This window comes from Enterococcus sp. HMSC072F02 (assembly GCF_001837725.1).
Taxonomy (GTDB): domain Bacteria; phylum Bacillota; class Bacilli; order Lactobacillales; family Enterococcaceae; genus Enterococcus_B; species Enterococcus_B lactis.
This window is the reverse complement of sequence record NZ_KV833898.1, coordinates 1-6750: the sequence shown is the minus strand read 5'-3', so window position 1 is coordinate 6750 and position 6750 is coordinate 1. Positions and strand designations below refer to the sequence as shown.

Genomic DNA, 6750 nt, shown 5'->3' with positions numbered 1-6750 from the left:
CTATTTTTCTTACACCTTTTACTTGACTAATCATAGAAAAAGGCTGTGACAAAAGTCTTGTCACAGTCCCTTATCCCGAACAAGCGGTGTTCTCCCGCCAACTCCTCGGTCACAACCTCCATTTTACCAATAAACCTGTAGATGTGAGGGCAATACTTTGATTGTCACAGGTAATTTATCCCCTTCATCTCCATCAACATTCGTCGTCAATTCTTCCTCATCAGCTAATGACACAACTAATTGCTCACAAGTAAGGTAGGCTAGATTTTTCGTTGATTCATCTACTCCTTTTAATAGGTCTGGCAATGTTTTAAGCGTATCGATCAAAGAAGAATCTTTTAAATAAACTAAATGGAGCTTACCATCATCCACTTTTGCATTTGGAAGCAATGTCTCAAATCCGCCAACTGAGTTAGTTAGTCCTATCAGTAGGGTACTACTCTCAATTTCTTCCTTCTTTCCATCAACTTCTACGTGAAATGAGTAGGATTGTGTGGAAGCTAACTGTTTGATTCCTGACATGAAATAAGCTAATTTACCAAATTTCGTCTTCTTCTCCGCATCTACATCATTGATTGCTTCAGGAATAGAGCCAATTGCAACGACATTCATAAAATAGTCATCATTTATTTTTCCAATATCCAATGGTTTGACTGATTCAATCGAAAAATGATGGATCGCTTCCTCAGGTTCTAGCGGTATCCCTAATGCTCGAGCCAAGTCATTCACCGTACCTAATGGGAAAAAGCCGAAATTTGGCCGATGGTCTTGTTCAGCGATTCCACTGATTCCTTCGTTAACTGTTCCGTCTCCGCCCATGACAAATACACTATGATACCCTTCCACAGCCGCCTCGCGAGTAAAGTTTTTTGCATCCCCTACTTTTTTTGTATGCAAGACGACCACTTCATCAAACACCGATTCCAATTTTGCTATCGCTAATTGCTCAAATTCCTTTGCTTGTTCACCGCCTGAACTGGGGTTTACCACTAATAAAACTTTTTTCATCACTTTCTTTCCCTTCTCATTGATTTCTTTAATATAACGATAGCATAAAGAAAAAAATTAGGCTGTGATGAAGTACTGTTCATAAAACATTCATTTATTTTTTGACAAAATAAAACAGCCATACTATGAAACTGAAGAAACTTAAAACAATGATATAGGAAATAAAAGAAAATGATAGGCGTTGTATACCTAATAAAGTAAAAATCTTAGGTGGCAGATAAAAACACAAAAATAGCAAGAGAATGTAATAGCGTTTCTTCCACTTTTTGTTATCAGACCTTATAGCGATCAGAGGAATACCAAATGCATAACTGAAAAACTCTTGATGTACTGTTAATATGTCACGACCTTGAATAATAAATGCGACAATCCCCGCTATAATTAGTGTGCCTAACACCAAAACGGAAAATTGATGAATATATTTTATATACAAATGATCCATTGTACTTCCTGCCTTTTTATTTGTGAGAAAAACAAATCCGTATACGTGAATAACTTCTAGAAATAAAAGAAATTTGCAAAACCACTCCATTTATCTACTTCTACGTACATTTTTTGACATCGTTTTCTTTATTTAAAATTATATAGAGAAATATCTAGGATGGCTATCTTGGATTCCAACTAAAACAAAGAATTGTTTAAATAAAAAGAACTAAATCAAGTAGTAATGAAACTACTGTTGATTTAGTTCTAATAAAAAGATTTAGATGAACGGTTTTATTGATTTAAATAGTTCATACTTTTTTATTTATTCCGCTTATTTACTACTTGCTGTACTGGAATCTGAAGTGAATGTACTCAAAACATTTTCAAAGTCTTTGTCTTTGACTTTCACATTAGCGTCTTTCAATACTTCTCCGATTACCTTATTTCTAAAGGTACTGTCATTCAATTTCGTTTCAGTCGCGATTTCTTTCAATTCTTTTTTGTATTTATCCATGTCGTTGCCTTTGTTTTGGTTTTTCACCATTTTGACCACGTAGTATTCTGTCGCGTAAGTTGAGGTATTAGTAGAAGTGATCACATCAGAAACTTGACCGTCTTTCAACTTGAAAGCTGCTTCTTTGACTTCTGTTGGAACCGTTGTAGTAGTGGAATCAAATTTTACTTTTCCGCCATCTTCTTTTGTCGTAGTATCAGTTGACTTGTCTTTAGCTAATTTAGAGAAATCGTCTCCCTTATCAGCAGCTTTCTTCACATCTTTTGCATCGTTTTCACTTGCTACTTGGATGATTTGAGCTTCTACTTCTGGATGGAAAGTTTTCCAAGCCGTTTTTAAATCTTCATCAGTCAATTTGATATGCTTCTTTAGACCTTCTTGGAAGGCTAATCTTTGTTTGATACTGTCTTTGAATGTTTCTTTTGTTAAGCCAGCTGTCTTCAATTGTGAATCAAATGAATCACCCAATTGTTTCTTTGTTTGATCATATTGAGAATCGACTTCTTTAGTTGATACGTCATCTCCGTATTTGTCTTCAAATACTTGATAAACGATCAACTGTTGCACAGTGGAATCTGCTCCTTGCATTTTTTTCAAGCTATCCATTACTTCTTGTTCGCTGATTGTGCCGCCTTTATAACTAACGGCTGTTTTTTCACCAGCATTCGTACAGCCTGACAATAAACCAGCGCCTAGTACGATGGCAAATGCTAAAAATCTTTTCTTCATTTATTTGTTCTCCTACTTTCGTTTTTTGCGAATTGCTAAAAACAAAGGTGCTCAAGATGAGAAACATCTAGAACACCTCTACTAATCTGCTTGATACGGCCTGAATAGATAGAAGTCTATACCATCCAGAAAGTTCGCTCAGCAGAATAAATGTCAAGTAGCATATCACACCTTAATATACTACTTCTTTTGTTATCGTTTTTCAAGTCTATCTTGCGTTATGCTTTTGGCAAAACTGTGAATCCTTAGAACAAGTGCTATCATTTTTGTTCTTTCTTTACCGCTGTTGTCATCTTAAAAATAGACTCTTTTATGTCCGATTTTTTAGACATTTTTTTGTTGTTTTTAATGAAAAAAAGGTTGATTTTTCATTTGTTTCCTAAAGCATGATCTTCTTGTTTCCTATTTTGGTCAGATACGGATCATGCGTGACCACGATAACTAACGTACCTTGGGAAGCCTGTTGCGATAAGATTTCAACGACTTGCTCCTTATGTCGTTTATCTAATGATCCAGTTGGTTCATCGGCTAAAATGATTTTGCTATTCTTCAATAAGACTCTCGCACAGGCGATTCTTTGCTTCTCACCACCAGATAATGTGTAGATAGGCTTACTTAGCTTCTTGTTTATATTTACTATTTTCAATGCCTCATACTTTGCTGTTCGCTTATCTGAAACATTTAAATTCGAAAACTTCAATCCAATATCTAAATTAAAATCAATCGTTTCATATTCAATCAACCCAAAATCTTGAAAAAGAAAAGATATGATATTTCTTTTTATCAAGCGCTTCTCTCTTCTAGTTAATTGTTTCGTCTCTTGATCGAACAAATAGAATTGTCCTGAACTGAACCGATTATTCAATCCTAATGTATTCAATAACGTACTTTTACCTGCTCTACTTTCTCCAACAACAGTCACAAGATCTCCAGCATCCGCAGTGAAACGATCCAAATGAAGAATCGTTTTGTTTCGAATGATTTTTTTCGCACCTTTTATCACTATCAACGGATCCAATTGTTAACCTCCATTCATCAACAATAACTGACTTTTCTTTTCTGTAGACAAAATAAAAACAACTGAAAGAATAGAACCAATGAAACTAAAGAAAAAAATATTAAAAAGATATTTAGGCTCTCTTTCTATAAGAAAAAGGAAGATTACACTTGTCGTCCCCCATTTGATGAGGTTCATCATGAAGAAATCTTTATACGTTTCAAAGAGCGAATAACCACTTGAACGAAAGATAGCGATTTTCCGACAATTGTAGACAAAATATATGCATAACATGACATAGCTCAACAAGAAGAAAGAAAAGAAAGTGAGTAAAAATATCTGTATCAAGTAATGAAATGATCTGCTTAACACTTTGACAGCTATCTCTTCAGTCTGAGTATACGGAAATGATAACTGCAAGTTATCACGTAACTGACTTTCTTCAATCAGCTCAAATAACCTTTCTTTCGACAAAGAGCCTATCTTGATCTTTAACGGCGGATAGATTTCTCCGCTGAGAATATTCCTTTCCCAATACGTACTGTTTTTCAATGTCAGTATTTCAACAACTGGATAATGTTCGATCCATGGGATAGAAGGAATAAATGTATAAATGGGTTGACTGTTTTTTATAAATAGAATTTTTGGTTCTTTTTCACTGATTTCTTGATAATATTCTGTTATTTGCGCTAGGTCATTTTTTAAATCTGTATATCTATATCGTTCAGGGATCAATATAACAGGGTGTGTTTCTTCTTCGGTTATTTGGATCAATCTTCCAGAGACATCAACCAAAGGAAATTTCTTAAGATAATTTAGATTTATTTTTATCCTCAGCTACCGAATCAATAGAACCAACATTGCCAGACGAACCTCTTGTTATCAAGAAATCTTATTCATCAAAACAACCCTTCTCACTCAAAAAGACACTATCTTTCTTTCTGCTCGTCTTTTGTTTGGTCTATCTTTTTCTTATCAATTATCAATACAAAAATGAAACGATTGATCGATTCAATCCTTTTTTGAAACCACAAATCGGCTATACCACACTCCCTGTAGGATACGTGGATAATTCCATCGAACATTGGGTATGTAATGATATCTTTGGCCATGGTACATGGCTGTCTTTTCACGCTGGAGAGGTAGAAAAAGAGAAAAACCATGCTGTAATCAAACACAAAGGAAAACACGTCATGAACGTTCGCCTGCTCACTTGGGAAGCCATTCCCTCAGATTACCAAGAAATCCTCAGCCAAGACTATGACGACGCCTTAAAAAGAAGCCCTCAGGAGCCGATAGGCATTAAGTAGGAGATGAACGTAGAGATAGAACAATGCACATGATCTTATCAAAAAAAACAAGGGTACAAATTAATTGAAAAAGCTTTGAGATGAAAGTTCCTAAATAAAAAAGTTCAGAATGATAGGTAAAAAAATGACTGACTATTCTAGTATTAGGCTATTTGTATTATTCTTCTGTTATTTTTCTATCAAAAAATCCAGAAATAACTAAATATAGGTATTTCTGGCTTATAGTATAATATTTACGCCACAGCCTCCCAATGATTCTTTTTGGAATCATAATCAAGGACGAACATACACAAAAATATTTTGCCCATTCGATCCGAATAGATTAACGACTAATCTAGTAAGTAATATAGATTGGTACGTGGTCAAACCAGCAAATGGAAAAGTTATTTAAGCAATTAATTTTTTCTGTTTAAACTATGAAGTTAAGTTCATTGATTAATTTTCTGAAGATATTAGCTTAATAAAAAGTTGTCTATTCTACCCCAAGGGCTTTAAAGACAGCATCTTCCGGCGTTTGATAAAAAATCAAATTAAAGGTACCCATTAATTCTGGGGGTACAGTTCCAAATCCAAATAGTGATACCTGACGCAATGGTGTGAAGAAATAGCAGCAACCAAGGCTAGAAAACTTTGGAAAAATACGGAAAAATTAACCAAAAAATTATAAAGAGGATATGTTGAAAAATTCTTTATCTCCAAATAAGAAGAAAAAAGCCAACTGAAATTGGCTGACAGATAATTTTGAGTTTAGAATTCCCGCAGAGAAAATTCATTTATTACTACTTGTTGATTATCACGATATTGCTATCATTAGTTAGTCCATTAAATTCAAGCTTAATGCAGGATCAGTAAATAATATGTTAAGTGCTAGACACGCTACCCGCCAAGTCAAAGTGAATCCAATCGTTTATTCTAATCGTGATACTCATTACCGACGGCCCAATTAGTTCGAACAAATGGAAGAAGTGAATTTATCTCGCTCCATTTCTAAAAAGGTTACTCACTAGCAAGCTCAGCCTTCGCAAGTTTGTTTGGCATCATAATCAACGAATAGGATTATATTGAGTGCTCAGTCCTCTCTAATAACGGAAAAGAATGTATTTAGTAAAAAGGGAAGAAAATTATCCCCATCCCCTTTCATACATTTTATTATTGTCGTTCGCACTCAAAGTAGTGACTAAAAAATGTTGCTTGAGCTACTACTAGAATTTGAACAATCTAGTAGTAAACATTCAAGTCTTTAGATTCATCAGACAAATGGATAATATTAGCTGTTCAGTTCATTATTTCTGGACAGTCGTTTGTTTTAAGTTAATATACTGATGAATAAAAAAATGCTCGAAACGCTTTAATATAAACGTTTCGAGCAATGAATTAGTTGTTATCCAACAGACCCTTCCAATGACTCTTTTGGGAATCAGAGTAAAGGAATAAGCTTTGTATAGATATTTCATTTAACAAATTACTATAGACTGACAGTATATAGCAGCAGATATTATCATCGGGAACGTAGCCAATATCGTAACCAAAACAGCAGGTAGAGAAGTTATTTGAGGATTCAAGTTATTCTGTTTCAGCTATGAAGTTAAGTTCATTTACTATAATTGAAGATAATTGATTTTTTTCTAAATGATTCACGTATTTTTTTAAGCTCTCTAGTAATTGTTGATTAAGGGTTATTGTATCTCTTTATTACAACTTAAGATATTTCTTACCTATCTGATTAGTTTCATATCTTGGAATGGCAACAGTTTTTTTGACAAATT

Annotated in this window: 4 protein-coding genes and 2 pseudogenes; 1 reads left to right on the top strand and 5 read right to left on the bottom strand. The window is 34.2% G+C overall.

What is annotated here, in order from left to right; genetic code table 11:
- Window positions 1-123: 123 nt before the first annotated feature.
- The 5 genes and pseudogenes from HMPREF2731_RS01955 to HMPREF2731_RS14780 all read right to left on the bottom strand — a co-directional run.
- Complete coding sequence (locus HMPREF2731_RS01955; RefSeq protein ID WP_070872213.1) at window positions 124-1008, bottom strand: diacylglycerol/lipid kinase family protein; 885 nt, start codon at window positions 1006-1008, stop codon at window positions 124-126.
- A 94-nt stretch (window positions 1009-1102) separates the two neighbouring features.
- Window positions 1103-1540, bottom strand: a complete 438-nt coding sequence (locus HMPREF2731_RS01950) for a hypothetical protein (protein ID WP_002314590.1) — start codon at window positions 1538-1540, stop codon at window positions 1103-1105.
- 225 nt (window positions 1541-1765) lie between these two features.
- The gene (locus HMPREF2731_RS01945) at window positions 1766-2677 is read right to left on the bottom strand and encodes a peptidylprolyl isomerase (RefSeq protein WP_070872211.1); all 912 of its coding nucleotides are present in this window, start codon (window positions 2675-2677) and stop codon (window positions 1766-1768) included.
- Window positions 2678-3056: 379 nt separating this feature from the next.
- Window positions 3057-3695: an ATP-binding cassette domain-containing protein gene (locus HMPREF2731_RS01940; RefSeq protein WP_070872209.1), complete on the bottom strand. Its 639-nt coding sequence runs from the start codon at window positions 3693-3695 to the stop codon at window positions 3057-3059.
- A gap of 3 nt (window positions 3696-3698) precedes the next feature.
- Window positions 3699-4505: pseudogene (locus HMPREF2731_RS14780) on the bottom strand (DUF1430 domain-containing protein); the annotation flags it as partial.
- Here HMPREF2731_RS14780 and HMPREF2731_RS01930 point away from each other — a divergent pair.
- Window positions 4502-4984: pseudogene (locus HMPREF2731_RS01930) on the top strand (DNA-binding protein); the annotation flags it as partial. The pseudogenes HMPREF2731_RS14780 and HMPREF2731_RS01930 sit on opposite strands and share 4 nt — an antisense overlap.
- Window positions 4985-6750: the final 1766 nt, after the last annotated feature.

What these genes read in the sequence shown, in the direction of transcription:
- HMPREF2731_RS01955 (WP_070872213.1), bottom strand. Translation starts at nt 1,008, where the DNA reads ATGAAAAAAGTTTTATTAGTGGTAAACCCCAGTTCAGGCGGTGAACAA.
- HMPREF2731_RS01950 (WP_002314590.1), bottom strand. Translation starts at nt 1,540, where the DNA reads ATGGAGTGGTTTTGCAAATTTCTTTTATTTCTAGAAGTTATTCACGTA.
- HMPREF2731_RS01945 (WP_070872211.1), bottom strand. Translation starts at nt 2,677, where the DNA reads ATGAAGAAAAGATTTTTAGCATTTGCCATCGTACTAGGCGCTGGTTTA.